The sequence below is a fragment of the Caballeronia sp. EK genome (genome assembly GCF_014384845.1).
GTDB lineage: Bacteria > Pseudomonadota > Gammaproteobacteria > Burkholderiales > Burkholderiaceae > Caballeronia > Caballeronia jiangsuensis.
The window spans coordinates 32,930-57,227 of sequence record NZ_JACSUE010000020.1 but is presented as its reverse complement, the minus strand read 5'-3'; the positions used below and the strand labels follow the sequence as shown (position 1 = coordinate 57,227).

19 protein-coding genes are annotated in these 24,298 nt (G+C 62.0%); 4 read left to right on the top strand and 15 right to left on the bottom strand.

Annotation, left to right across the window (positions count from 1 at the left end; translation table 11 throughout):
- Positions 1 to 3: 3 nt before the first annotated feature.
- Complete coding sequence (locus IAG25_RS35870) at positions 4 to 1,539, top strand: class I adenylate-forming enzyme family protein (protein ID WP_309244001.1); 1,536 nt, start codon at positions 4 to 6, stop codon at positions 1,537 to 1,539.
- On the opposite strand, the gene IAG25_RS35865 is transcribed toward IAG25_RS35870, so the two are convergent.
- Entirely contained in the window at positions 1,527 to 2,543 is a 1,017-nt protein-coding gene (locus IAG25_RS35865; protein WP_187609087.1) for a TauD/TfdA family dioxygenase, read from the bottom strand. The genes IAG25_RS35870 and IAG25_RS35865 overlap by 13 nt on opposite strands.
- Positions 2,544 to 2,700: 157 nt before the next feature.
- Between IAG25_RS35865 and IAG25_RS35860 the strand changes: the two genes are divergently transcribed.
- Positions 2,701 to 3,597 carry a LysR family transcriptional regulator gene (locus tag IAG25_RS35860; RefSeq protein ID WP_187609086.1) on the top strand — a complete coding sequence of 299 codons (897 nt, stop codon included), beginning with the start codon at positions 2,701 to 2,703 and terminating at the stop codon, positions 3,595 to 3,597.
- 15 nt (positions 3,598 to 3,612) lie between these two features.
- Here IAG25_RS35860 and IAG25_RS35855 read toward each other — a convergent pair whose 3' ends face one another.
- The 5 genes from IAG25_RS35855 to IAG25_RS35835 all read right to left on the bottom strand — a co-directional run bounded on the left by IAG25_RS35855 (position 3,613) and on the right by IAG25_RS35835 (position 10,019).
- Positions 3,613 to 4,911 carry an MFS transporter gene (locus IAG25_RS35855; RefSeq protein WP_187609085.1) on the bottom strand — a complete coding sequence of 433 codons (1,299 nt, stop codon included), beginning with the start codon at positions 4,909 to 4,911 and terminating at the stop codon, positions 3,613 to 3,615.
- A gap of 256 nt (positions 4,912 to 5,167) precedes the next feature.
- Entirely contained in the window at positions 5,168 to 6,607 is a 1,440-nt protein-coding gene (locus IAG25_RS35850) for a short-chain fatty acid transporter (RefSeq protein ID WP_187609084.1), read from the bottom strand.
- A gap of 113 nt (positions 6,608 to 6,720) precedes the next feature.
- Entirely contained in the window at positions 6,721 to 7,836 is a 1,116-nt protein-coding gene (locus tag IAG25_RS35845) for an aromatic ring-hydroxylating dioxygenase subunit alpha (RefSeq protein WP_187609083.1), read from the bottom strand.
- Positions 7,837 to 7,930: 94 nt separating this feature from the next.
- On the bottom strand, positions 7,931 to 8,950 hold the full coding sequence (locus IAG25_RS35840) for a PDR/VanB family oxidoreductase (protein ID WP_255504198.1): 1,020 nt from the start codon (positions 8,948 to 8,950) through the stop codon (positions 7,931 to 7,933).
- A 160-nt stretch (positions 8,951 to 9,110) separates the two neighbouring features.
- Positions 9,111 to 10,019 carry a LysR family transcriptional regulator gene (locus IAG25_RS35835; protein ID WP_187609082.1) on the bottom strand — a complete coding sequence of 303 codons (909 nt, stop codon included), beginning with the start codon at positions 10,017 to 10,019 and terminating at the stop codon, positions 9,111 to 9,113.
- 182 nt (positions 10,020 to 10,201) lie between these two features.
- Between IAG25_RS35835 and IAG25_RS35830 the strand changes: the two genes are divergently transcribed.
- Positions 10,202 to 11,053, top strand: coding sequence for a GntR family transcriptional regulator (locus IAG25_RS35830; protein WP_187609081.1), 852 nt, complete (start codon positions 10,202 to 10,204; stop codon positions 11,051 to 11,053).
- Positions 11,054 to 11,072: 19 nt separating this feature from the next.
- Here IAG25_RS35830 and IAG25_RS35825 read toward each other — a convergent pair whose 3' ends face one another.
- Positions 11,073 to 11,567: an aconitase X swivel domain-containing protein gene (locus IAG25_RS35825; RefSeq protein WP_187609080.1), complete on the bottom strand. Its 495-nt coding sequence runs from the start codon at positions 11,565 to 11,567 to the stop codon at positions 11,073 to 11,075.
- Positions 11,564 to 12,799, bottom strand: coding sequence for an aconitase X (locus tag IAG25_RS35820; protein WP_187609079.1), 1,236 nt, complete (start codon positions 12,797 to 12,799; stop codon positions 11,564 to 11,566). Before IAG25_RS35820 ends, IAG25_RS35825 begins: the two co-directional genes overlap by 4 nt.
- 353 nt (positions 12,800 to 13,152) lie before the next feature.
- Between IAG25_RS35820 and IAG25_RS35815 the strand changes: the two genes are divergently transcribed.
- Positions 13,153 to 14,397 (top strand): SLC13 family permease, encoded by a 1,245-nt coding sequence (locus IAG25_RS35815; protein WP_187609078.1) that lies wholly within the window; start codon positions 13,153 to 13,155, stop codon positions 14,395 to 14,397.
- Here IAG25_RS35815 and IAG25_RS35810 read toward each other — a convergent pair.
- From IAG25_RS35810 to IAG25_RS35780, 7 genes are all read right to left on the bottom strand, one after another.
- Positions 14,390 to 15,286 (bottom strand): LysR family transcriptional regulator, encoded by an 897-nt coding sequence (locus IAG25_RS35810; protein WP_187609077.1) that lies wholly within the window; start codon positions 15,284 to 15,286, stop codon positions 14,390 to 14,392. The two genes, IAG25_RS35815 and IAG25_RS35810, sit on opposite strands and share 8 nt — an antisense overlap.
- Before the next feature lie 67 nt (positions 15,287 to 15,353).
- Positions 15,354 to 16,688 carry an MFS transporter gene (locus IAG25_RS35805; RefSeq protein WP_187609076.1) on the bottom strand — a complete coding sequence of 445 codons (1,335 nt, stop codon included), beginning with the start codon at positions 16,686 to 16,688 and terminating at the stop codon, positions 15,354 to 15,356.
- A 122-nt stretch (positions 16,689 to 16,810) separates the two neighbouring features.
- Positions 16,811 to 17,497: an isochorismatase family protein gene (locus IAG25_RS35800; protein WP_187609075.1), complete on the bottom strand. Its 687-nt coding sequence runs from the start codon at positions 17,495 to 17,497 to the stop codon at positions 16,811 to 16,813.
- A gap of 198 nt (positions 17,498 to 17,695) precedes the next feature.
- Positions 17,696 to 18,730 carry a porin gene (locus tag IAG25_RS35795; protein WP_187609074.1) on the bottom strand — a complete coding sequence of 345 codons (1,035 nt, stop codon included), beginning with the start codon at positions 18,728 to 18,730 and terminating at the stop codon, positions 17,696 to 17,698.
- Positions 18,727 to 20,064 (bottom strand): MFS transporter, encoded by a 1,338-nt coding sequence (locus tag IAG25_RS35790; protein WP_187609073.1) that lies wholly within the window; start codon positions 20,062 to 20,064, stop codon positions 18,727 to 18,729. The genes IAG25_RS35795 and IAG25_RS35790 overlap by 4 nt, the downstream gene beginning before the upstream one ends.
- 135 nt (positions 20,065 to 20,199) lie before the next feature.
- A complete protein-coding gene (locus tag IAG25_RS35785) occupies positions 20,200 to 21,954 on the bottom strand; it encodes a hydantoinase B/oxoprolinase family protein (protein ID WP_187609072.1) in 1,755 nt (584 codons plus the stop codon).
- Between the two features lie 13 nt (positions 21,955 to 21,967).
- The gene (locus tag IAG25_RS35780; RefSeq protein ID WP_187609071.1) at positions 21,968 to 24,061 is read right to left on the bottom strand and encodes a hydantoinase/oxoprolinase family protein; all 2,094 of its coding nucleotides are present in this window, start codon (positions 24,059 to 24,061) and stop codon (positions 21,968 to 21,970) included.
- Between the last annotated feature and the right edge of the window lie 237 nt (positions 24,062 to 24,298).

The window sequence follows — 24,298 nt, the reverse complement described above, 5'->3', positions numbered from 1 at the left end:
ACAGTGACGACGACCACCGCATTGAATTTCGATGTCAGACCGACGAGTCTCGCGCAAGCCTTCGAACAGTACTGGCATGTGCGCAATGTGCAGAACCTTCCCGCAATCGGCGATGGCACGCGTTCGCTGACGTATGCCGAACTCGCACGCGAGACCGGCAGCGTCGCGGCGCACTTGTCGGGCCGCAATGCGCGCCCCGGCGATGTCGTCGCTATCACGATGTCGCGCTCGCTCGATGCCGTCGTGTTGTTGCTCGCAGCGATTCGCGCGGGATTGTGTCCGTGCGTGTTCGAACCGAAGCTCGCACCGGACGAAGTGAGCGCGCGTCTCGTCGAAACAGGTGCACGTTTTCTCGTGCATGACGACGACAACACATCGCTCGTGAGCGAACATGCCATTCCTTCGCATACGACCATCATCGACTTCGCGCGTCTGACGGAACCGTCGTACTGGCCGCCTGTCGATGTCGCCGCCGATTGCTCCGCCCTTCTGCTCTTCACTTCGGGCAGCACGGGACGTCCGAAAGTCGTGCAACTCACTCAGGCCGCGCTGCTCAACAATGCGCTCGGCGTGCTCGAACAAAGCGCGCTATCGAGCGACGACAGGCTGCTTCATGTCATGCCGATCTATCACACGAATGGCGTGAACAATCAGTTGTTCGCGCCGTTGCTCGCGGGCGCAAGCGTCGTGTTTTGCCCGCGTTTTCGTGCGGAAGACATGCCCGATTTGCTGACGCGCTTCAAGCCGACCATCATCACTGGCGTGCCTACGATGTATTCGCGCATGCTGGCGCAGCACTTCGAGGCCGGCTCGCTCGCAACGCTGCGCATGGCGCGCTGCGGTTCCGCGCCGATCACGGAAGCCTTGCATCGCGAAGTGGAAGCGAAGCTCGGTTGTCCGCTCGTGATTTCCTATGGTTTATCGGAAGCGACATGTACGAGCACGCTCAATCCGCCGAACGCGCGACGCGTGGGTTCGGTCGGCAAGGTCGTGCCGGGACAGACGGTCAGGCTGCGCACCGCCGACGACACGATGATCGATACACCGAATGTCGAAGGTGAAATCTGCATTGCAGGGCCGAATCTCATGACAGGCTATCTGGGCGCCGCCTATGAAACCTCGCGCACGATCGTCGATGGATGGCTGCGCACCGGCGATCTCGGCCGCTTCGACGACGACGGCTATCTCTATGTGACAGGTCGCATCAAGGACGTGATCATCCGCGGCGGCGAGAACATTTCGCCGTTGCTGATCGAGAGCGTGATCGTGGCGGAAGGAGATGTCGCCGCGTGCTGTGTCGTGGGCCGCGCGGATCGCGATCTCGGTGAAGTGCCGGTTGCATTCGTCGTGCCGAGAGACCTTACCGCGATACATGCCGAACGCGTGCAGGACGCCGTACGCAAGCGCCTTTCACGCATCTACGTGCCGCACGACGTGGTGTTCGTCGAATCGTTGCCTGAGACGGCGGTCGGCAAGGTGGATCGCAAGGCGCTCGCGGCGCGCCTTGCCAAAGGCTTCTACGATATTCAGCCGTTATAGAACCGCCGGCGTGCATCGCGAAGCCACAGACGCACGAGATGCCGCTTGCGATGCTCTTCATCGAAATCGACGAAGTTCGTGCGTCGATGCCCGCAACGCAAGTTATCGACGATCTGAATCTGGCCTGGCTCGAAGAAAAACTCACGCGCCCATTGCGGTTCGCGCATGACGGCTTCGAGCGTTTCCAGTGCTTCGAGGGTCTCCTCGTCCATCTCCCGCTGCGCCATCCGATAGCCGTTGATCACATGACGATGCGACAGCCTGCACACGACGCCGTCTGCTTCTTTGCAAAAGAGAGGATGACTGATGATAGTCGAATCGCCGGGTGCGTGCTCGCGTTGCCGATCGAACAGATACGGCCGATGCAAGCGCTCAAGCAGATGCGGATAACGCTCGATCATCTGGTTGTAGACGGTATGGAAACTGACGATACTGCTCACGCCGCCTTCCTTGGCGGGATGCAGGCACAACAGCGCGACGTAATCCGGCGGGCAGACGTTATAGCTATTGTCGGTATGAAAGTTCTGTTCCGCGTTGGTGATGTCCGGCCGCACGCCGTTGCCTGGCGGCTTGCCGAGATCGCGCACGTCATAAATCATCTTGCCGTCCCAGCTCTGCGCAACGGGACGCGACACCATCTGCGCGAGCAGCCAATACACCGCCGATGCTTCTTCCTTGCTCCACAGTTCCATCGGCAAGCGGTCGACGATCACGAAGCCCGGCCCGTCGCTCAGCAATTGCGCCGCCTCGCGCATCATCGCGCGGCAGCGTTCGAGCGAAAAGTCGTCCGGACGCAGAAGCGGCGTCGGCAGCGGATTCGCACGCAGCGTCGCCACGACTTCATCGAGTTCGCGGCGGCACGCATCGTTGATCTTCACGATGCCGTCTTCGGGCGCGAGACTGTCACGCGTCCACGCAATCTTGCCGGTGAAAGGCGTCATGCGTACCGGCTCGCCGAGATCGTGCGCGGCGTCTTCTTCCAGTATCATCGTTTGATCAGTCATCTCCGGGGCTCCTTTTTTTGCGGCGCAATGTCGTGTGTTTTATGCCGCGATGCAAGCCAGTCTAGGGCGTGCGCGCCGCGCCGGATAGCGAGACTTTCCGATCGCGCATCATCGAAATAAGCGATGAAGTGATGCCGCCCAACCGCCATGAAGAGCAATGGACATTCGACAACTGGAGACCTTTCTGCGCATCGTGGATACGGGCAGTTTCGCCGCCGCCGCGCAAACGCTCAACGCGACGCAATCGACCGTTTCCGCGCGCATTCGCGAGCTCGAACGCTCGCTCGGCGTCGATCTGTTCGATCGCAGCCAGCATCGCGCGCGGCTCACCGCGAAGGGGCAAGACCTCGTTGTATCGGCACGCGAGATCGTCGCGCTGGCATCGCGCGTGAGGCATCGTATCGGCGACAAGGACGCGCTCACGGGCACGGTGCGACTCGGCGTCGTGGGGCTCGTCGCGATTACCTGGCTGCCGAAGTTGATGGGCGCATTGCGCGAGCGCTATCCGAATCTCGCGGTCGTGCTCGATATGGGTCTGACGGCGACGCTCGTCGACAAGCTGCGCAACGGCGATCTCGATCTCGCGCTCGTGACGGGCCCGGTCGTGCAAAGCGGGCTTCGAGCCATTTCGCTCGGCTACGACGAATTCGTCTGGATGTGCTCGCCCGCGCTTGCCGTGCCCGCGCGCAAGCTATCGCCCGCCGAGCTAGCGACGTGGCCTGTGCTGGGCTTGTCGTCGCAATCGCATCACTATCCGGTCATCGAACGATGGTTCCGCGATGCGAACGCCGATTATCGTCCGGTCATCTCGTGCAACAACGTGCGCGTGCTCGCGGAGTTGACCGTATCTTGTCTGGGCGTGAGCCTCTTGCCGCGCGCGTCGTATCACGCGGAAATCGCGGCGGGCAAGCTGCGCGTCATCGATACCGCACCGCAGATCGGTCCGGTGCAGTTCGTCGCGCTACATCGGCATACGACGACAGATCCCATCGTCGCGGCCGTGGCCGAACTCGCGCTGGAGACGAGTGAGTTCGAACGGCCAGGCAATGCGTGAATGCGCTGTGTCGGCTCAAGGCAACGCGGTCCGGGGCTCACCGGAAGGCCGCGCGAACATGCGGAAGGTCGCGAACAACGCGATCAGCGCGGCGAACGAGAGCCACAACGCAGGCACCGCCCGATTCTGCGTGACCTGAATCAACGCGGTACAAATGAACGGCGTGAAGCCGCCGAAGATAGCCTGCGCGAGACTCCATACGAGCGAGAAGCCCGTGCCGCGAATGCTCGCGGGCATGATCTCCGTGAGCGCGACCACCATGCCTGCCTGATACGAGCCGTAGATCATCGCGTACCACATCTCCACAGCGAGCAAGCGCGTGAAACTGGGCGCCTGCACGAGCCATAGCATCGCCGGATAGGCAGTCAGAATCACGAGCACCGCACATACGGTGAGCACGGCCCGCCGCCCGACCCTGTCCGAAATCGCGCCGACAATCGGCAGCATCGTGAAGTTGATGATGCCGACAGCCATCGTCACGAGGAAGGAATCGATGGCGGGCAGGTGAAGCACGCGCGAGCCGTATGTCGGCGTGTAAGCGGTGATGAGATTGAACATGACGGCGGTGAGCGTCACCAGCATGATCGCCCCGCCGATGAGACGCGCGTTGTCTCGCAGCGACGCAAAGATCTCCTTGCTCGTCGGATGCCGCGCGCGCGATTCGAACTCTTTCGTTTCTCGCAGACGGCGGCGAATCATGAAAAGCACGGGAATGATAAGACAGCCGATCATGAACGGAATGCGCCAGCCCCAGCTATTCATCTGTTCGGCCGTGAGCGTGAAGCGCAGGCCCACGCCTAGCACCGCTGCGAATACGACCGCCGCCTGCTGGCTCGCCGATTGCCAGCTGACGAAGAAGCCGCGTCGTCCCGGCGGCGCGATTTCCGCGAGATACACCGACACGCCGCCGAGTTCCGCGCCCGCGGAAAAGCCCTGCAACAAGCGCCCCAGCACGACGATGATCGGCGCGGCAATGCCGATTGTGTCGTAGCCCGGCACGAAGGTGATCATCAACATGCCGACTGACATCAGCGCGAGCGTAAGCAGGAGGCCCGCACGCCGTCCGCGCCGGTCGATGTAGGAGCCGAGCACGAGCGCACCGATCGGCCGCATCAGAAAGCCGACACCGAATGTAGCGAACGACAGCATCAGCGAGACGAATTCGTTGCCGCGCGGAAAGAGCGCCTGGGAGATCGAAAGCGCGTAGAAACCGTAGACGGAGAAGTCGTACATCTCCAGGAAATTGCCGCTCGTGACGCGCAAGATCGTTCGTGCCGATGCCTCGTGCGCTTTACCCGATGTGCCTGATTGCATGACGTGCGTCTCCATTTGATTCGCGCTCTCTGCTCGCAGCCTTCTTGCTCGACCACATTCTGCGACGGACCGAGCATCGTGTAAACCACATTTTGAATGTATAGTCCTATATTATAGGACGCGTGGGCTCATCTGTCCGATACGAGCGCGCCATCTCGACGAAGTTGATAGGCATCCCATCGAATGCTAAAAATGCCGATGCCCGCGCGGGTGTGAAGCGCGCGGGCATCATCGAATGATTAGTGAAATAGCCGGACTACGTGCCCGCCCACACCGGCACGACGAACAGATACACGAAGCCGAGCAGCGATCCCGCCGTCAGCAAGATAACCAGCGTGAAGCCCAGCACGCGCTGCACGCCGACGCCCGCGATGGCGACGACCGGAATCGCCCAGAACGGCTGCAACAGACTGCCTGCCATTTCGCCCGCGGCAATCGCCATCGACGTGCCCGGCAAGGACGCGCCGAGCTGCATGGCGGCGGGGATCGTGAACGGCCCCTGCACCGCCCAGTGACCGCCGCCGCTCGGAATGAACAACGTGATCACGCCCGATGCGAGATAGCTCAGGAACGGCAACGTCGTGCTCGAAGCAACGTGAATGTAGGCATGCGCGACGGTTTCATCGAGTGCGGTCGCGCTCATGATGCCCATGATTCCGCCATAGAACGGATACTGCAGCAACATCGGCCCCGTGACCTTCGCGGCCTCCGTCACCGCGCCGACATACCGCCGCGGACTGCCGTGCAGACACAATCCTGCGAGCAGAAAGATAAAGATGACCGTGTTGATGTCCAGGCTCACGCCGTGACGCGTCCACTGGATTGCCAGGTAGCCCACGCCCGCGAGCACGAAAAGGAGGGCGCAGGTGCGCGAGCGTTCGAGCCGGCCCGCGAAAGTCCCGGCGCGCGAATCGGCCGTATCGTCGACCTTCTTGTCTTCCGCTTCGAGCAATGCGGCGTCGGCGGCGATCACGTCTTTATCGGCGGGACGCATGAGGATGAAAACGACCGGAATCAGCACCATTGCAGCGATGCCAGCGAGCAGGTTCCATCCTGCGAACACCGTATGCGCGAGCGGCACCGCCGAGTGCGTATGTTGCTCGACGATATTGAGCGGATTGCCCGGCGACGCGATAGAGAGCGCTATCGAACTCGACATGCCGGTGAACGCCCACAGCACCCATGAGCTATACGCGGCGGCCACGAGCCATGCGAAGTCCACGCGCACCTGCCGCGCGACTTGCTTGGACAACAATGCGCCGACGACCAGGCCGAAGCCCCAGTTCAGGAACGTCGCGACAGCACCGACGCCGAACACGAGCAGCACGGCGGAAACCGGCCCCACCGCAAGCTTGCTCACGCTGCGCAAGCCCGACTTGATGAGCGGCGCGCTCGCGAGCGCATAGCCCGTGACGAGCACGAGCACCATCTGGAACGCGAAGGTGAAGATGCCGAAAATGCCTTTGTACCAGCCGGTCAGGATCACTTCGGGCGTGCCCTTCGGTGCGAAGACGAGCGCGAGGCACGCGACCATCGCCGTGAGCAGAATGACGATGACGAACGGATCCGGCATCACGCGTTCGAACAGATACACGCACGAAGACACCGCTCGCTGCAACAGGGTCTTGCCTTCGTCCGGATGATCGGGGACGGCTTGAGGCCTCACCGCCAGCGGCGGGGAATCATGGGTTTCCATCGTGTGTCTCCTGAACCGGGGTCGATGCTCTCTCGTATGGAGCCTTGTTTACAGGCCTTGTTTGCAGGCCTTTCCGCGGGATGGTGGGTAAAGGCGGCAGTGACCTCAAGGATTTACGCCATCGCAGATTCGTTCGCGGGCGCACTCTGTCCTGCCAAGCTGATCTGAAGCTCGCGCTCCTTGCGCTGCAGACCGACGAGAATCTGACGGGCGCGGCGCAATGCCTTGTCGGTCTTGAGAAAGAGTTCGGAATAGCCATCGTCCGGGTATTCCATCATCCGTTGCTGCCGCTCCAGCGCCCATTGATCCTGCGCGACGACCGCCGGGAACATCTCCGCGACCTTCTTCGCGGTGGGCATGTTCGCATCGCTCAATGTGGTGTGCCAATTCTTGCACGACACGTTCCAACGCCACACGAGGTTGCGTTCATCGACCGGCAAGTGGAGATGCAGAAGCGTATACCCGCGTTCCTTGTCCGTGCCGAGTTCTCCCTCGGGCGCGACGCGCATCACCACGCGCGTGAGTCCGGGCGTGACCATGCAATGTGTGTGAACGCGCTCCACTTCGTCATACAGAAACCATTCCTTCAGATAAGGCGGTTGCCGATAGCCATGCACATGGCGCGTCGTACGCACGAATGTGTAGCCTTCGCTGTCGCCTTCTTCGAGGTCCACCGGAATCCTGCTGTTCTCCTTATCGCCGATATTGCCGTCGTGCAGCGGATAAAAGTGTGTGATGTCCAGCAGATTTTCGATCAGCAACAAGTAATTCGCAGGCACGTAAAGCGGTTCGGGCGAGCCGATCGACAGGTTCTCCGCATCGGTGACCTCGGGCGTGCGCGGCGGCTCACAGCGCTGCGAGGCCGCGATGTTGCCCGGCCAGATCCAGACCACGCCGTCCTGTTCGCGCACGGGCACGACGCTCAGGCGCGCTTGCGGTGGAATCGGCTTGTCGGGTGCGGACGGAATCGCCACGCATTGGCCCGCCGCGTCGTAGCACAAGCCGTGATACGCGCATTCGAGCTGACCGTTGTCGAGCAGCCTGCTTTGTGAAAGCGGAAAGCGCTTGTGGCAGCAGCGATCGTCGAACGCGACGACATCGCCGCTCTCGGCTCGCCACATCACAATGGGGCGATTGACGATCTTATGCCCCTGCAACTGGCCGATAGCAAACTCCGACGAAAAGCCGATCGGATACCAGCAATCCTTCACATATTCGAATGTGCTCATGACGCGCATCCTCTTTCTCGATGAGTGTGGAACGTTGAGTCGAGCGGAACCAGTCGCTCCGCGTGTTCTTACTGAAACCGCTTGAAAAGGCGTTTCAAAGATCGAGCACCAGTTTCGGCGACTTCGAACGCGAGCAGCAGATCATGACGAATTCCTCGCGGTCCTCGTCGTCGAGCACGGTGTCGCGATGCAGCGGTTCGCCCGCGAGATAGCGCGTCATGCACGTGCCGCAATACCCTTCGCAACACGACGTATCGACTTCCACGCCGTTTGCGCGCATGACATCGACAATGGATTCGCCTGGTGGCACCGTGAGGATTTTTTGCGAGCGCCGCAGTTCGATATCGAAGGGTGTCTCGGGTTCGGTCGCTGCCTCGCTTTCCTTGATCGCGCCGCTTGCGGAAAAGCGTTCGCAATGACGCGTGCCCGCGGGCCAATGCGCGCTCGCGGCTTCGATTGCGTCCATGAAACGGCCGGGGCCGCAGTAGTAGAGATGCGTATCGGCGGGCCGTCTTTCGAGCGTCGATACGAGATCGAGTCCATTGCGCGGATCGCCGTTATCGAAGTGCAGCGACACATCGCCGCGCTCGATGAGCGTCTTCAGGCGATCGAGAAACGCGGCACGTTGCGAGGTTCGCGCGCAATAGAAGAGATGGAACGGCTCGCCGCGCTTTCGCACTTCCGCGATCATCGCCATGACCGGCGTGATGCCGATTCCACCCGCGATAAACACATGTCTGCGCGCCGATTTCGAAAGCGCGAAGTGATTGCGCGGCGCTGAAACAAACAGCTTATGGCCCGCTCGCAAGGTGTCGTGCATCGCGACCGACCCGCCGCGCCCCGTCGGATCGCGCAGCACGGCGACCACATAGCGATGTCGTTCGTCAGGCGAATTGCAGAGCGAATATTGTCGAATGGTTGCGTCGGGAAGGTGCACGTCGATATGCGAACCCGCCGTGAACGCGGGCAAAGGCTCGCCATCGGCGCTCACGAATTCGAATGCGTTTATGTCGTCGGCCAGCGAGGTAATGGACTTCAGCGTGACGTACAGTTTCGTCTGCCGTTCGTCGTCCGGACGAGCAACCGCCTCCTCTCGCATGAGGACCGTTTCCATGTGTCTCTCTCCTTATCTCCCAGCAACAGTCGGTGCGGGTCGTGTGGGAACGCGCGCTGTGCTTGAAGAAAAGGTTAGGCGTGACGGCACATGAACTCAAACGAGTAATTTGCGCGAAAAAACATCAGGAAACTTGATGTGTCATGGCGCGCCGCACCATTCATCGCGACGAAGCCGTAGTCTTGATGCACTCGAAATCGCTGACTTCGCGAGCGAGTTCCGCAATCGCGCGAGCGAGCGAATAAGAATGCCCGGCGGGACATGCCGCGATGAATTCGACCGGCTCCAACGGATTTTCCACGTGCACGATAGCGAGCTTGTTCTGCGCGATCTCCTGCCTGTACGAGCGCACCGGCAGATACGACACGCCCATGCCCGCGATCGTCATCGACGCCGCAACTGCCACGCTTTTGCAGCGCGCGAGATAGCGGCATCGCACATGTTCCGTGAGGAACCAGTCCTCCAGCGCGGCGTAATGAAACGACGATTGCTTCATGCCGATGATCGGATACTCGGCCAGTTCGTGAGGCTTGTACGTGCGCGCGTCGAGGCCCAGCGCGGGACTTGCCATCCACTGGAAATCAACGGTGCCGAGCGAGAGCGTCGATAGCTCCGGTGTGCGCGTATGCCCCGGCGCGAGCACGAGCTCCAGTTCGGCCTGATGCAGACTCGCCATCAATTCCGCAGTCAGCGCTTCTTCGATTTCCAGACGCACATTCGGATAGCGTTCCGCAATCGTGGTGATGAGACGTGGCAGCCATGTCGTCGTGACGACTTCCGCCACGCCGAAGCGCACCGTGCCCGACACCGCTTCGGGCGCGCCGATCCGATGCTCCAGTTCAGTCGAGAGATCGAGAATGCGGCTCGCATAATCCATCAGTTCGCGGCCCTTCGGCGTGAGCCGCGCCGTGCGATGCGTGCGGTCGAACAACTCGACGCCCAGCGTGCGTTCGAGTTCACGCACGCGCATGGACACGGCGGATTGCGTCGCGTACAGGCGCTCGGCGGCGGCAGCAAAGCTGCCGAGCTTCACGGTCCAGAAGAAAGTCTCCAACTGTTGCAGAGTCATGATCGCGCTGCCTTATGACTGATGGCCGGTCTGGGCGTAGCGCGAGTTTACGGATTTCATCGTCATGCGTCAGCCGTGGAAAGCCCTAGCGATTGCAACTTGTATGAGCATGTCTTATTATCCGAATACATGTGTGTCACGTGTCTTGTCGCGGACACACGACGCTAGCTCAAAGGCAATCCATGCAAGGCAATTCCAGCAAACGCGCCGCCGCTCCGAAACGCGGCAAAACAACGAATGAACCGCTGCTCAATCGCGACAGCGCCACCGCGCTTTATATCCAGATCGCGGATCGTCTCCGCGCGGAAATCGACGCGGGCACCTTCGCGACCGATAGCAAACTTCCCGCCGAAAGCGAGCTGACGCAACGTTTCGATGTGAGTCGCGTGACCGTGCGGCAGGCCATCGCGCTGTTGCTTGCGGACGGGTATGTCGTCAGCAAGCAAGGCAAAGGCACCTTCGTCTCGCGCAACAAGTTCGTCCATGATCTGAAGCCGATGCGCGGCTTCTACGATGCCCTGGTTGCACAAGGCGTGGAGCCGAAGACGAAGCTGCTGGAGTTCGGACCCGTGAGCACGCCGGAACCTTTGCGGCAGGCATTCGGGAAAGACGATGGCGAAAGTGATTGCTTTCGCCTCAAGCGGCTCTATCTCGTCGATGGCGAGCCAATTGCGCTGGTCGTGTCGTATCTGCCGCCGCAGGCAAGCGGGCTCACCTGGGAGCAGGCGAACCGCAACCCTATCTACGTGCTGCTCGAAAATCTGCTCGCGATGCCCGTAGCCCAGGCGCAGATTCGCATTCGCGCGTGTTCGGCGGGTACGTCGGTCGGTCGGGCGCTCGGGCTTTCGCCGCGTGCCGCACTGCTCGTAATGGACCGCGAATCGTTCGATGGAAACGGCATGCTGCTGGAGCGCACGTCGTTTCATATTCGTCCGGAGAACTACGAATTCACGCTGAGCGTGCAAGGACCGTTGCCGGTCGGCTCGTCGATCAAGAACGTGAACGGCGCGGCATCGCACGATCACGCGGCGTGACCGTGCGACGCTGGCTCGTTTAACGACGCGCAGGTTTTACATGCACCGTCGACGTGCCCTGCTGCCCTTGCGCGAACGTCGCCGAAGCAGGTTCGCCCGCTGCCGCGCGCAACACGCGCAGCGTCTTCGTTGCGGGATCGATCTCGACGAACGCGCCATGCGGCACGACCGCCGTCACGTCGCAATCGAAACCTGCGATCATCGAGATATTGCCGAGGGCCGCGCCTTGCGCGAGAATCGGGTTCACCGTGTTGAACACGATCGCCGCCGGCGCCATGTTGCGCGACTGCATCTCGTGCAACATCCACGCGCTGGCGACACCGCCTTTCGCCGTATCGAGCACGAGTACGCGGCCAATATACGATTGCCCCACGAGTTTGTGCGACGGCCGCGAAAAGACGCCTTCCAGACGGTTCAGATCGTAGCGGGCGGAGAAGCCGTCGCTTGCAACCAGCGCTTCCGCCGACACTTTATTGCCGAGCGCGTGACGCGCGACAAGCACGATTTCGTTCATGCGAGTTCTCCTGTCACGGCTGCGTCGATGCATGCCTGCATCGATGCCAGCATCGGTGTATAGCCGTATCCGCCGAGAATATTCACCAGCTTCGCGCTGTTGGTGGCGAGCGTTTTCCAGCCCTTCGCCTCGGACATCTCGCGCGCATACGACTGATAAAAGCACATGCCCGCGAGCACCGTGCCGCCCGCTTTTTCGATGCGGCGCGTATAACCGAACCGCTCGGCATCGGGCGCGACTTGCGGGCTCGTGATCGCGAGCATCGGCACCTTGAAGGTGCGGCCATCGCAGAGATCAGCGAGCGCGCGCAGTTCGTAAAGACTCAGTTGCGGCGCGGAAAAGACCACGACGTCCACTTGCTTCGCGACTGCATAACTCGCAGTCAGCGCTTCGATTTCCGCGCGTCCGATACGATGATGCACCGGCAACGCATCGCCGCCGACATCTTCGAGCCGCGACGCTTCCGGCGTAATGCCGATGATATGAAACAGCGCGATCGATCCGTAACTCGCCATCGCCGCGCCGAAGTGCTTGAGGTCGTCGGAAGTCGGCGCGGCCTCGATGCCTTCGATCACCGGCACTTCCCAGTAATTGCCCGCAAGACGGCCGATCACGCCGCCGAGGGCGCCCCATTCGTTGAGCGTGCGCGGCGTGAAATCGACGCGAAAACGCTTTGTCGCGCGACGTTTCTCATCGAGATGAAAGCCATAACGCGGCGTGCGTCCCGTGAGGCCAGCGGACAACGCAGACGGGCCGCCTTCGAAATTCGTGCGCGCGCCGCTCACCGAGTTCGAATAGATCACGACGCCGGTATCGCCGAACGCGACGTGTTCGCCGCGCGTGGCCGCGAGCACGGTCTGATAATTGATGCAGGTGTCGGTCATGCTGACGCCCAGGCGCTCGAACGCGTGAATCGTGCGGCGTTCGAGCTCGACCATCCAGTCGCGCTGGCCGAGATCGCTGGCCTTCGAAAAATCGGTGCCACGCGGATCGGTGATGGTCGGAATACGCACGGTGTGGCGGCCATCGCCGAATTCGGAAAGCCGCTCCAGCCACATGACGCCCGCCTGTCCGAGACTCTCGGTATCGGCCATGATGTGCGCCTGCGTGACCGGCACGAAATCACGCGCACCGAAGAATTCGCCGACCTGTATCTGATGGCGCATGGCCATTTGCAGGACCTTGCCTTGCTCTCCATTGAGCATGGCGGTCTCTTCATCGTCGAGCAGCATTCGCAATCTCCCTACGGATATCGTCGCTGAAAACTACGCCTTGATTGTCTTATCTTGTATTAAGACAAGATAGGCGGATAGTAACGACGTGCTTTACCGATGTCAACACGCGTCGATCAGTCATCGGCACCGGGCGGCGGCTCGCACGGCGTCGGCGATTCCACCAGTTGACAGTTGCGAAAGCACGGCGATAGCATGCATCACGATGTATTGATACAAGATAATACAACGACTGAGCCACATGTCTGACCCAGAACATCGCAGCATTTTCGTTCCCGCCGGCATGAGTCCGCGTGCGCTTCAATGCGCCGAACGTTCTCGCGTCGAAAAACAAATCGAGGGGAGACACCGGTATGACCAACATCCATATCGTTGCGCTTGTCCTGCTGGTGGTCGTATTTGCGATCAGCCTGTGGCGCGGCATCAATCTAGGGCTGGTTGCGATTCCCGCGAGCTTCTTGCTGGCGGTGCTCGCGAACGTTCCGCAAAAGCGGATATTCGCATCCTTCCCGACCGATCTCGTCATGCTGATTCTCGGCGTGATGTACCTGTGGAATCTCGTGCGCGATAGCGGACTTGCGGAACTGATCGTGCATCAGGCTGCCGCGATGTCTCGCGGGCGGCCATGGCTGCTGCCGTGGACGACGTGTGCCCTTACCGCCTGTATCTGCGCACTGGGCGCGTTGCCGATCGCCGCGCTCGTCATCACGTTACCGGTTGCGCTGGAGATTGCGCGGCGCGAGAAAATCCGCCCGGCGTTGATGGGCATCGTGACCATTCAGGGCGGATGTATCGGCGGATTGTCGCCGTTGAATCCGTGGGCCAAGGTGGTCGCCGCGCAAGCGGCCAAGGGCGGCGTGACGCTGCTTCCCATGCACTTTTTCTTCTGTCAGCTCGCGATCAATTTCACTTTCGCGCTCCTGGCGTTCTTCGCGTTTGGCGGAGCGGAACTGATCGCGCGCGGCAGAAGACGCAACACCCTTTCGGAAAGCGCTTCAGGAGCGGTCCCGTCGCGACTCGCGCTGACCTGGCAGCAATGGGCCGCGCTCGCCGCGTTGCTCGGTTTTGTCGCGCTGGTGCTGACGCACCACGATGTCGGTCTTAGCGCGTTTTCCATGGGCGTTCTGCTCAACATGGCGGTTCGGGCGGACCCGCGCAAGGTCATCGCCGATCTGCCGTGGAGCATGGTCGTGATGATCTCGGGCATTCTGATTTATATCGGCATGCTCGAACACGTCGGCGTATTGAAGGCGACCGGCGAGCTGCTGCAAAATCTGGAACAGCAATCGCTGGTCCGCGTAGGCATGACGTACCTCGGCACGTTGATGGCGAATTTCGAGGCTTCGTCGGTGGTCGTGCTCGGGTTGGTCATCCCGGTAGTGACGCACTCGCTGGCGAACGAACCGTCCGCGTTGCTTGCGTCGATCCAGTTGGCGCTATCGGCGACGAGCATCGTCGTGATTACAGCGAGTCCGTTTCATCTGGGCGGCGGACTTGTTCTGGCGGAGTTGCATGGAGATGAGAGAACGTTCAAGGATCTCTTGAAGTGGACGGCGGCTTTGACGCTTTTTGTGCCGCTGGGTGCGTTTTTCATCTGAGGCCAGAGCGAGCTGCCTTCAACTCACCAATGAAAGTGTCGACGGACGGGTTGCGCGTGTCGCCGCGCCAGCAGACGACCATGTCGATTGCCGTGTCCCTGTCCGAGAGCGGCCGGATGCACAATCCGCTGCGCTGAATGTTGCGAATGCACTCGGGATAAATGCTCACCCCCGTATTCGCAGCGACGAGGCCGATGATGCCGTCGCTTGTCGACGCCTCCTGAGCGATCGCAGGAGCAAAGCCCGCCCGATGGCAGATCGAGAAGAAGTGATGGCGAAACGCTTCCCACGAATGCGGCGTGCCGAGCACGAAGCGCTCGTTCGCGAGGTCCGTGAGTTTCAGCGATTTCTTCTGCGCCAGCGGATGCGCGGTCGGCAGGAGCGCGACCATCGGCTCCCGGCCGAACACCCGCGTTTCGACGCCGGGTGCCGCGAATGGCCCGATCATGAAACCGACGTCGATGGTCGAATCGAGCATCGCTTCTTTCTGCACCGTGCTTGGCATATGCACGAGATCGATGTTGATCGACGGAAACTTCTTGCCGAACGCCTCGATGATGGCGGGCAACGTGCCGTTGATCGCGAAGTCCATGTAGGCGATGCGCAAATGCCCGATGTTGCCCGCCTCCGCGCGTCGCGCGAGCGTGATCGCCTGATCGATATGGGTGAGCGCGAGCTGACAATGCTCCGCGAATACGCGGCCCGCATCGGTCAACTCGACGCGCCGCGTCGTGCGCGTGAGCAACGCCGCGCCCACCGATTCCTCCAGCGCCTTGATGATGCGGCTCAACGCCGGCTGCGTCATGTGGAGCCGCTCCGCCGCGACATTGAACTGCAGCGCGTCGGCGACCGCCAGGAAGGCTCGAATGTGATGAACGTCGATTCGCATGTCGCGTCGTGGACCCTTCAGCGTCTGTCGGGCCGGACGCGAGGTCGTCGCGGTCCGGGCAAGTGCCCTATCTTACCGGTCGTCCGGCCGGGCCCAGCGTGATCAGCGCGCCAACGACGACCAATGCCGACACGACGAACAGGCCGTTGTTCAGGCTTCCCGTGACCGTCTTCACGAAGCCCAGCATACTCGGGCTCGCAAAGCCACCAAGCAGACCCAGGCTGTTGACGAGCGCGATCGTGCCCGCTGCCGCGCGCGTGCCTGCGAGGAAGTCGGTGACGATCGCCCAGAACAGCGGCTGTAAAGTGAAGATGCAGGCCGTCGCCACGCTGATGCACGCGAGCGCGAGCCACAGATCGGAACCTGTGCCCGCAATGGCCGACAGCGCGGCTGCGCCGATCAGGGCACAACCTGCCGTATGCCAGCGCCGTTCGCGTGTTCTATCGGAGTGGCGGCTGACAAGCACCATCGTGAGCGCCGCAACGCCGTAGGGAATCGCGGAGAGCATACCGATCGAGTAGGCGTCGGTGACGCCCGCACCCCTGATCAGGGCCGGCAGCCAGAAGCTGATCGCATACACGCCGCAGATGAACGTGAACCAGACGAGCGCGAGCGCATAGATCCGGCCGCTTCTCAGCGCGCCGCCAAAGCCGTGTCTCTCGAAGAGAGACGACGCGTCACGCTCCTGGTCGAGCTCGTGCAGCACGACCGCCTTCTCGGCATCGGAGAGCCAGCGTGCCTCGCGCGGATTGTCGTCGAGGTAGAAGAACGCGGCGATGCCAAGCAGGCACGACGGCAATCCCTCCACCAGAAAGAGCCATTGCCAGCCTTGCAGCCCATGCACACCATCGAGCCGGTTCAGTGCCCATCCTGACACCGGCCCGCCCAGCACGCCTGCCATCGCCACCGCGGTGAGAAAGAGCGCCATCACGCGGCCGCGTCGCGCGGCCGGATACCAGCACGTGAGATAGAAAATCATGCCCGGAAAGAAGCCCGCCTCGAAGACGCCGAGCATGAAGCGCATCACATAGAACGCCGTGGGCGATTTCACGAACATCATGCCCGCTGAGGTGAGCCCCCAGAGCAGCATGATCCGGATCAGCGTCTTGCGCGCGCCGATGCGCTCGAGGATGAGATTGCTCGGCACCTCGAAAAGAAAATATCCGGCGAAGAAGATGCCAGCTCCGAGTCCGTACACCGCGTCGCTGAAGCCGAGGTCGCCGCGCATCTGGATCTGCGCGAAACCGATATTGATGCGGTCCAGATACGCCGCCACGTAGCAAACGAAGAGAAACGGAATCAGCCGCCACGTAATGCGGCGATACGTGGCGTTCGCCATCGCGGACGAATGCGGCACGGCATCCTCCGTCAAAACTGCGCCTTGTAATGCACCTTCGTTCATTGCGCTCTCCAAAGATGAGCAATAAATGGCGAAGCGACGACCCCTCGGGAGTCGTCGGTCATCTCGTTCCCGTTCGAAACCGCATGTGCAGCAACGCGGGCCGCCAGCGGCCCGCGCAACACTCAGCCCTTCACCGATTGCAGATAGTCCACGCAGCGATCGACCGATTCGACATCCGCGAACTTCGCATCGATGTCGAACAGGTTCCATTCGACCGCACCCGGCACCCGGTCGCCGATGCATTCACGCACCGCGATCGTGCGGAAGCCTTCGGCCAGTCCATCGCACAGTGTCGTGCGTACGCAGGCCGAGGCCGTCACGCCGGTCACGAGAATCGTGTCGACGCCCGCTGCGCGCAGAAAGCCCGCGAGGTACGTCCCGTGAAACGAGCTCGCGCGCTTCTTGATCAGCACCTGCTCGCCTTCGATCGGCGCGATACGCGAATCGATGGCCCAGAGGTTCTCGTCCGATTGAGCGACCACATCGACGGGAATCTTGTTGTGCCAGAGGCCCATGTCGGTATGCGGATTCTTGCGATCGGTGACCTGATAGCACGTCGTCACGTGAACGACCGGATGACCGTTCGCGCGGCATGCGGCAAGCAGACGCTGCACGCCGGGAATGATCTGGTCGTCGATATGCTCGCACGTGAACGGATTGCCCGGTCGCGTCCAGGCATTCGCGAGATCGACGTTGATCAGCGCGGGCTTCTTACCGAAGCCCACGCGCCGCTGAAAACCGCGCTCCTGATAGAGCTTCGTTGATTCCGCGAAGGCTTGCGCCAACATTTCGTTCAGTCCTGCATTCATCTCTTCACTCTCCGATAGTTACTCTGGGACGCTTGTGCCTTGTGTGTCGGCAAGAAAACTATAGGATCGTCATTAATGCTCGTCCAATTCCGTTTTAGCCGTGTTTAATAGCGATTGTGGTACTAATAACCAGCCCTCCACGCACGCACAAAAAAGCCCGGGACAGGCCCGGGCCAGGATGGCATCAACCATCGCGAATCAAAATCGGCTGCGAATTCCCACGCCGTAAGTCATGCCCGAGGACAGCGTGCTCGCGCGATCCGCGAGCACGGCGGCGTAGAGGTCCGTTCGTCTCGACACGTTGTAGTCGAAGCCGACTGCGAGCGTGCTGCGGCTCGCCTGTGACGCGCCCGAGGACTTCGAATGCATATACGACGCGAGCGCCTTGCCGTCACCGATCGGCACGGCAAGGCCGAGCTGTACGCCATTGACCGTCGTGTCCGCGCCGCTTATGTCGTTGGATAAGCGCTGATACTGGCCGTAGAAGCGCACCACGTTCAGATCGCACAGCGCGGCGACCATCACGGCAGTCTGTCGCGAATAGCCTGGCGCGATCGCATTGAGATCGCCGGGTGTCGTGTCGAAGGGCTGGCTCTGGAACGCAACATTCACGGAGAAGATGCCGCCTGCATACCCGGCCGATCCGCCCCATTTGTGCGCGTTGCCCGGTTGATTGCCGAGCGCGTAGATCGCATCTGCGCTGAAGCCCGACAGGACCGGCGTGCGATACAGCGCCGCGTTGTTCCAGGCATATCCGCCGATGAGTCCCTGCCCGTTCACGCCCAGATACGTGTGCAGTACAGTCGGCGAGAACGTGTAAGAGTCGATGAATGGATTGAACAGCACCGCCGTCACGAAATAGGGCGAGACGACGCGCCCGAGGTGGATCGATCCGTAAGGGCCGCCGATCGAAATCTCCGCGCTGCGTCCGAAGAACGGTTCGCCGTCGAAGCTGCCTGCGCGCCCGTTCTGTGGCCGGAAAAAGTCCTCCAGCGTGAAGCTCGCGTGCCATCCGCCGCCCAGATCGTCCGTGCCGCGCATCCCCCAGTACGACGTCGACATGCCGCCACCGCCGACCGTCCATGCCTGCGCGCTGCCCAGCGGTTTCGATGAGCCCATCCACGCATCGACCAGTCCGTACAACTGGACCGACGACTGCGCATGCGCCGCCTGTGCCTGCCACGCCACGACAAGCGTGGCGGCGATTCTTGTCATGGTCCTCGTGCGCCTCATTTGTCCGCCACCTCGCCGCCCTTGCGCGCGAACATCATCAGCAGCGCGGATGCGAAACACGGCAGCGCCCCGAAATACAGCGCGCCCTCCTTCCACGAACCACCGTGTGCAAGCAGCGCGGTGACGCCCGCGCTCGCGATGACCGCGCCGACGGGCCCCATCGCGGTGACGATTGCGCCACCGGTCGCGCGAATGGACGTCGGATAACTTTCGCCGATGAAGAACAGCGCCGCGGCATACGGCCCGATCAGGAAGAAGAGCCCCAGGCTGTAGAGTGCGACGACCACGGCGAAATCGCTGGGCGCGTAGAGCATCGCGAGAAACGAGAAGGCGCCGAGCGTCCATCCGGCGACGATGGTATTGCGCCGCCCCAGCCGATCGCCGATGTAGCCGTGTGCCACATAGCCCAGATAGCCGACCACGTTCGACAGCACGAGCACGACCAGCGAACTCTGAAACGACAATGCGTGAACCTTGGTGATGACGGTCGTGCCGAGAACGCTGAAGACCTGAATCGTCGACCAGTTGAGCATGAAGCTGAGACCCAGAACCAGCGTCGAGCGCAGCGCCCGTCCGCGAAACGCCGCGCCGATTCCTCCACCGTGTTTCTCATAGTCGAGGCCATGCGCCCGCGCGAGCTCTCGCGCTTGCGCCGTATCTCCGACGCGCGCCGTGTCGACGATGCGCCGGTGCAGCAGAAACTGCGGGCTCTCCTTGAGCCGCCGCGTCATGAACAGAATCGCGACAGCCGGGAACGCCGCGAAAACGAAGCAGCCCTGCCAGCCGACGAGAGGCAGCAACACAGCGGTGAGCCCGGCCGCGACCAGCGCACCGATCGGCCAGCCGCCCTGTACGAGGCTGAAGAAGAAGCCTTTGCGGCGGTCCATGCGCGGATCGTCGAGGGCGGCGTACATCTCGTTCAGGTACGTTGCGTTGACCGTCTGCTCGGCGTAGCCGAGTCCCGCCAGCGAACGCACGAGCACGAGTACGGCCTGCCCCGCGTTGCCGGCCGCCGCGGTGAGTCCGGAGCAGAGCGCGGCGCCCGCGACCGTCGTGATCATGCCGGTGCGCCGCCCGAAGCGATCGACGATCGGGCCGACGAGAAACGCGACGACCGCCGAGCCGATCGCCACCAGCGTTGCGATCTTCGCCTGCTGCGCCTCGCTCCATTGATAATGCAGGCCAATCTCGGGCAACAATGTGCCGAACAGGATGAAGTCATACACTGCGAAAATCCACGCAAAAAAGGCCGTCCAGCTTGCGCGGCTCACGTCGCGGACGTCGACGGGCGGCGGGGCCCAGAATTTCTGCGATACGGCGTCTTCTCGTTTCATCGTGTCTCTCTTTGCGCTCGCGCGACTGTTCGTATCAACGAATGCACATTGATTCGTATAACTAACTATTTATTCCGGAAATAGAAACTGAAAAGGCAGCGGCGAGCCGGAGAGTCCGGCTCGCGATCTGATGCGTTAGCTGCGAATCTTTACGCGCAGCGCCTCGGTCGCCGCGAGATCGAGAGTGAGTCCGGCAGTAATCACGACGCCGTAGGCATCGCGTGCATGCTCGATCGTGCAGAAGTCGTCGAGCACGTCGTCGAGGACCTGCTGCGCGGGTCTGTCCAGCGGATCGCCATACCCGCCACCGCACGGCGCGTAGTACGCCATCGCTTCGCCTGCTTCGAGCGCGACGTTGGAGAACTTCGCGGGCATCGGTTTCACGCTGCCTTCGCGCGCCACAATCTCGACCTTGCCCACCTGACCCTCGCCTCCGCCGAACGCGCCCCAGGGCACGTCCTCATGACGCTCCGATTCGTGCGTGAGCGTGCCGCCCTCGAGCAGGCGCTGCGTCTTCACGACACCGATGCCACCACGATACTTCCCCGCGCCCGGCAGCACATCGTCGCGCAACTCGTAGCGGTCGCATACCATCGGCAGATGCATGCCGAGATCTTCGATGGGATTGTTGCGCGTGTTGGCCATCAGGTTGTCGATGCAGTCGGGACCATCCGACCTGGGGCGCCCGCCGTACGCGCCCTCGTTCACTTCGAGAAACACCCAGTAATCGCCCGTCGGACGAATGCCCGAGTAGGCTGCAAAGGACAGCGTCGCCGAATTGCCGGCCGTCGTGCGCTCGGGCAGCACGGGCGACAGCGCCTTGATGATCAGGTCGATCATGCGGTTGCACTGCGTGAAGCGCGCTTCCGCCGCAGCCGGGAAAATCGGATTGAAGATGGAGCCCTCGGGCGCGGTCACGCTGATCGGCCGGAACGAGCCTTCGTTCGGCGGCAGCTTCACGTCCATCAGCGCCGTGTCGGTCAGGAGCGCGCGGAAAGCGCAGTAGCAGGCCGGCTTCGTCGATCCCTCGAACGGCACGTTGAAGCCCGTGGGCACCTGATCGGCGGAGCCGGTCAGATCGACTTCGACGCCGTCGCCACGCACCTTCACGCACACCTTGATCGGCAGACGCTTGTCGCGATTGAGCCCGTCGTCATCGAGAAAACCTTCGGCGGTGTAATCGCCGTCGGGAATCTCCGCGATACGGTTGCGCATCATCGTTTCGGTGTAGCCCATCAACTGATCGGCAGCGCCGAACACCGTTTCGCGGCCGTATTCGTCGAGCAGCTCCTGCATGCGCCGCGCGCCGAGCTGGGCCGAGGCGATCTGTGCGTCGATGTCGTCCTTCGTCTGACGCGCGGTGCGGCTGTTGTAGCCGATGAATTGCCAGAGCCCCTCGTTGCGCCTGCCGCGCTCGTAGAGCTTCACGCCTGCGAACAGCATGCCTTCCGCGAACACATCAGGAATATCGATGATGAGCCCGGGCGTCGCCGCGCCGATATCGACGTGATGCGCCGTGTTGGCCGCGAATGCCACCAGTTCGTCGCGCCAGAATATCGGCACGACGATGCAGAGATCGGGACTGTGGCTCGATCCGTAGTACGGGTGATTGTGGATGACCACATCGCCTTCTTCCCACGTGCCGCCCTGCAGGCAGCGCGAAATGCCTCGCAGATACGCGGGAATCGAGCCGATATGCAGCGGCGAGCCTTCCGATTCGGTCAGCGTATTGAAGTCCAGATCGAAGAGCCCTGCTCCGATGTCCTGCGATTCGCGAATGATCGACGAAAACGACATGCGATACAGCACGTGTCCCATTTCTTCCGCGATCGTATGCAGCGCCCCGCTGATCACCTGCAAGGTGATGGGGTCGACGCGTCCGTTGTCCATGGTAGCTCTCCTCTTACGCCGCAAGACGGTTGATATGGATATTGCCGTTCGAGACGACGCGCGCGCGATAACCCGGCGGCACGAGCGTCGTCGAATCGCGCTGCACGACGATTGCGGGTCCGTCGAGCGTATTGCCGGCGAGCAGGCGGCTGCGGTCGTAACGCGGTGTGTCGTAGGTCGCGCCGTCGTCGAAGGTCGTGCGGCGCACGAACATGAGCGCGCGATCGTCGGGCCGCACCGAACCCGTCGACAGGGGCGGCCACTGCAAGGCCGGCGTCTTCGCTACGCCGATGACGCGCAGCGTGACGATCTCCACTTCGACGTCGTCGAAGGCCCAGCCGTAGTCGCGCTTGTGCTGCGCGTGAAAGTTCGCTTCGATACGCTTCACGTTCGCGAGGCCGATCGCACCGTCGGGAATGTCGGCGCGCAACTCGAAGCCCTGGCCGTGATAGCGGCATTCCGCCACGCGCACGTAGTGCTGGCGGTGCGCCGGAACGCCGTCCGCTTCAAGGCGGGCACGGCATTGCGCGGTCAGTTCTTCAATGACGCCGTTGATCTTGTCGATGTCCTGCTCGGTGACGTTATCGAGCACCGTCATCACCGAACGCGTGAATTCGTACTGCATGTCGGTGACGAGCAGGCCGATGGCAGCCGTGATGCCCGGCGCGGGTGGCACGATCACCTCGCGCGCGCTGACTGCTTCGGCGAGGGCGACGCCGTTGAGCGGACCCGCGCCGCCGAACGGCAGCAGCGCGAAACGGCGCGGATCGAATCCCTTCGCTACGGAATTCGCGCGTATCGCGAGCGACATGTTGGAGTTGAGAATGCGGATGATGCCGAGCGCCGCTTCCTTGACGCTCATGCCGAGCGGCCGCGCGATCTTCTCCTCGATCGCGCGATGCGCGAGCTCCGGATCGATCTTTACGCCACCGCCGAGGAACTGGTCGGCGTCAAGTCGGCCGAGCACGACTTGCGCATCGGTGACCGTGGGCTCCGTGCCGCCGCGCCCGTAGCAGGCCGGGCCCGGATCGGCGCCCGCCGAGCGCGGTCCCACGCGAAACGCGCCACCCTCGTCGATATACGCGATCGAGCCGCCGCCCGCGCCCATCGTCGCCATGTCGATCATCGGCGCGAGCACCGGATACGCGCCCACATAGGTATCGCGCGGATTCATGATCTTGACCTGACCATCGGGAATCGTGCTGAAATCCGCCGACGTGCCGCCGATATCGACCGTGATCACGTCGCGCGCATCGGACATCGCGCCTGCCCACCGTCCGCCCATCACGCCACCCGCGAGTCCCGACATGAGGATCGACACGGGCCGCTGCGCGCACATCTCGACCGTCGACACGCCGCCGTTCGACTGCATGATGCGCAGATGCGCGTGGATGCCCGCGTCGCGCAGCTTGCCTTCGAGGTTGTTCAGATAGAGCGCGGTCTTCGGACCAACGAAGGCGTTCATCGCGGTCGTCGAAAAGCGCTCGTACTCGCGGATCACATTCACCACTTCCGACGAACACGACACGTAGGCGTCCGGCAGCACCGACTGGATCAGCGCCTTGGCGCGGCGCTCGTGCGTATCGTTGAGAAAGGAGTACAGGAAGCACACGATCACCGAGTCGATGCCACGCGCCTTGAACACGCGCGCCGCTTCGAGCACTTCTTCCTCGCTCAGCTCCACGGCGATCTCGCCGGTCGGCGGCATGACGCGCTCGGTAATCGCAATGCGATTGCGGCGCTTCACGAGCGGATGCGACTGCCACGGCACGTCGAACTGCAACGAGAAGTTGTGCGGCCGCTTGTGCCGACCGATGTGCAGAATGTCGCGAAAACCGCGCGTCGTCAGCATGCCGACTTCGGCGCCGTTGTGCTCGATCGTGATGTTGGTGGCGACGGTCGTGCCGTGCACGATCATCGAGACATCAGCGGGCTTCACGCCAGCGAGCTCGCAGATCTCGAGCACGCCGCGCAGCACGCCCACCGACTGGTCGTGCGGCGTGCTCGGTACCTTGTGGACGAACACGCTCGCGCGATCGTTCTTGTCCGCTTTCTCGAGGACCAGATCGGTGAACGTGCCGCCGACGTCGACTCCTATTCTTGCCATGGCCATTTCCTCATTGAACCCTGATGAAGCGCCTGCGCTTCGATTCAGACTGATCGAAGCCAAGCGCACGTCCGTGCTGCCGCGTAGTGGAAAAGTGGAAGCAACAGGAGGAATTTGGCCCGCCCAATATTCGCATGTCTATTGATATCTCGGGCTCGATTCATACCGTGTTTGAGATGAATTCGGTAATCGTCGTCGGGCGTTTCGCGGGCTGGATGCGTGCCTTTGCGATCGAGT

What these genes read in the sequence shown, in the direction of transcription:
- IAG25_RS35790 (WP_187609073.1), bottom strand. Translation starts at nt 20,064, where the DNA reads ATGAAACGAGAAGACGCCGTATCGCAGAAATTCTGGGCCCCGCCGCCC.
- IAG25_RS35855 (WP_187609085.1), bottom strand. Translation starts at nt 4,911, where the DNA reads ATGCAATCAGGCACATCGGGTAAAGCGCACGAGGCATCGGCACGAACG.
- IAG25_RS35805 (WP_187609076.1), bottom strand. Translation starts at nt 16,688, where the DNA reads ATGAACGAAGGTGCATTACAAGGCGCAGTTTTGACGGAGGATGCCGTG.
- IAG25_RS35830 (WP_187609081.1), top strand. Translation starts at nt 10,202, where the DNA reads ATGCAAGGCAATTCCAGCAAACGCGCCGCCGCTCCGAAACGCGGCAAA.
- IAG25_RS35825 (WP_187609080.1), bottom strand. Translation starts at nt 11,567, where the DNA reads ATGAACGAAATCGTGCTTGTCGCGCGTCACGCGCTCGGCAATAAAGTG.
- IAG25_RS35845 (WP_187609083.1), bottom strand. Translation starts at nt 7,836, where the DNA reads ATGAGCACATTCGAATATGTGAAGGATTGCTGGTATCCGATCGGCTTT.
- IAG25_RS35795 (WP_187609074.1), bottom strand. Translation starts at nt 18,730, where the DNA reads ATGAGGCGCACGAGGACCATGACAAGAATCGCCGCCACGCTTGTCGTG.
- IAG25_RS35800 (WP_187609075.1), bottom strand. Translation starts at nt 17,497, where the DNA reads ATGAATGCAGGACTGAACGAAATGTTGGCGCAAGCCTTCGCGGAATCA.
- IAG25_RS35860 (WP_187609086.1), top strand. Translation starts at nt 2,701, where the DNA reads ATGGACATTCGACAACTGGAGACCTTTCTGCGCATCGTGGATACGGGC.
- IAG25_RS35820 (WP_187609079.1), bottom strand. Translation starts at nt 12,799, where the DNA reads ATGCTGCTCGACGATGAAGAGACCGCCATGCTCAATGGAGAGCAAGGC.
- IAG25_RS35835 (WP_187609082.1), bottom strand. Translation starts at nt 10,019, where the DNA reads ATGACTCTGCAACAGTTGGAGACTTTCTTCTGGACCGTGAAGCTCGGC.
- IAG25_RS35865 (WP_187609087.1), bottom strand. Translation starts at nt 2,543, where the DNA reads ATGACTGATCAAACGATGATACTGGAAGAAGACGCCGCGCACGATCTC.
- IAG25_RS35850 (WP_187609084.1), bottom strand. Translation starts at nt 6,607, where the DNA reads ATGGAAACCCATGATTCCCCGCCGCTGGCGGTGAGGCCTCAAGCCGTC.
- IAG25_RS35810 (WP_187609077.1), bottom strand. Translation starts at nt 15,286, where the DNA reads ATGCGAATCGACGTTCATCACATTCGAGCCTTCCTGGCGGTCGCCGAC.
- IAG25_RS35785 (WP_187609072.1), bottom strand. Translation starts at nt 21,954, where the DNA reads ATGGACAACGGACGCGTCGACCCCATCACCTTGCAGGTGATCAGCGGG.
- IAG25_RS35780 (WP_187609071.1), bottom strand. Translation starts at nt 24,061, where the DNA reads ATGGCAAGAATAGGAGTCGACGTCGGCGGCACGTTCACCGATCTGGTC.
- IAG25_RS35815 (WP_187609078.1), top strand. Translation starts at nt 13,153, where the DNA reads ATGACCAACATCCATATCGTTGCGCTTGTCCTGCTGGTGGTCGTATTT.
- IAG25_RS35840 (WP_255504198.1), bottom strand. Translation starts at nt 8,950, where the DNA reads ATGGAAACGGTCCTCATGCGAGAGGAGGCGGTTGCTCGTCCGGACGAC.